Source organism: Helicobacter pullorum NCTC 12824 (genome assembly GCF_017979475.1).
Lineage (GTDB): Bacteria > Campylobacterota > Campylobacteria > Campylobacterales > Helicobacteraceae > Helicobacter_D > Helicobacter_D pullorum.
On sequence record NZ_JAERIT010000022.1, the window covers coordinates 1 to 1,305 of the forward strand.

At 32.1% G+C, this 1,305-nt stretch carries 1 protein-coding gene and 1 pseudogene; both read left to right on the top strand.

Annotated elements, in window-relative coordinates; translation table 11 throughout:
- A pseudogene (locus tag JJQ98_RS08740) lies at positions 1-488 on the top strand (hypothetical protein); the annotation flags it as partial.
- Positions 485-1,303: a hypothetical protein gene (locus tag JJQ98_RS08745; protein ID WP_151105351.1), complete on the top strand. Its 819-nt coding sequence runs from the start codon at positions 485-487 to the stop codon at positions 1,301-1,303. The pseudogene JJQ98_RS08740 and the gene JJQ98_RS08745, both read left to right, overlap by 4 nt.
- Positions 1,304-1,305: the final 2 nt, after the last annotated feature.

Sequence of the window (1,305 nt, forward strand, 5' to 3'; positions counted from 1 at the left end):
ACCTCACTGCTGGTGAGTATAAAGATGCCTTAATAGATACTATCACTATATTACCAATGGCAAAAGTATTTAAAGCTAAAACAATAGCCAACAAAATAGAGAACATTATCAGTAAAGATAAGAATAAGAAAGATGTGAGGATAGCAAAACCTAAACCAAAGTCTTTGAGTAGGCAGGAAGTGTTGGGGATAATTAATGGACTTGAAAAAGGAAGCACCAAAAATACTCGACTTGTTAATACCAAAAAAGAGCTCGATGAACTATGGGAGAGACTAACTAAAAATGCTACAAAAATAGAGGAAAGACAGATTCCTATAACCAATAAAGCAACAAGACAAACCACACAGGAAACACTCATCAGGTATCAGCTAGACGATAAAACGCAAATCGTATATAGGACAGGCTCTAAGAGTGGTGGTGAAGCAGTAAATGTATATGGTAAAAACCCAGAGTTAAATAAAACAATTCATATTAAAGGGACAAAATGACAAAACTTAAAGTAATCTATGCAATGGGGAATCCTATTTTTTTCTATAAAGAAGCAAATAATAAAATAGGATATAGTTATAATGAAATTTTAGACAAAACTTTAAATGGCTATACATATTGCTTTGAAATGGATTTATTACTCAATTATTTACAACACGCAACAAAGACTGATATTTTACTTGCCTTTGAATATGTATTCTTAAAGATTGTTGATAATGAGTTTTTTGCAAGACACGAGCTAGATTCAAATATTGTCCAAAAGTATTATAGTGATACATTGGGCAATGATTTTTTTCCAAACACCCCTAATCCCACTTACATTAGTGAATACATTAATGTTATAGGACAATTATTCCTAGCAGGTTATATCGACTTTGGCTCATATTGTGATAATGATGATAGAGAGAAAATAGACTATCCTACTAATCTATCTTATTACAAAGAGGATAAGTATCAAGCGTGGATTTATTTTAGGGATAATTTCTTTTATACAGGTGCGTATAATAAAGGGGGCGAAGACGATATTTTAATCTATAATGGCAAAGAATATAGTGAACAAGATTGTCCTACTTATTTTAACACAGAAACAAATAATAGGACATATTGCGGTTATAGCACAATGTATAGTGATACCTCTTGGGATACCCCAAAGTATTGGAGTCAATATAATATTTGGGTAGCAAGAACCCCCAAAGGAGATGAATACTTTGAAAAAGTCTTAGCCCCTAGATTCTACGAAAAATACAAAGATTTAGAAGTAGAGATAGATAATAAAGGCAATGTTATTAGGTGGATAGGACAAATCAATAGATGAGC

Bases quoted from the DNA above. Each gene is read 5' to 3' on its own strand.
- JJQ98_RS08745 (WP_151105351.1), top strand. From the start codon at position 485: ATGACAAAACTTAAAGTAATCTATGCAATGGGGAATCCTATTTTTTTC.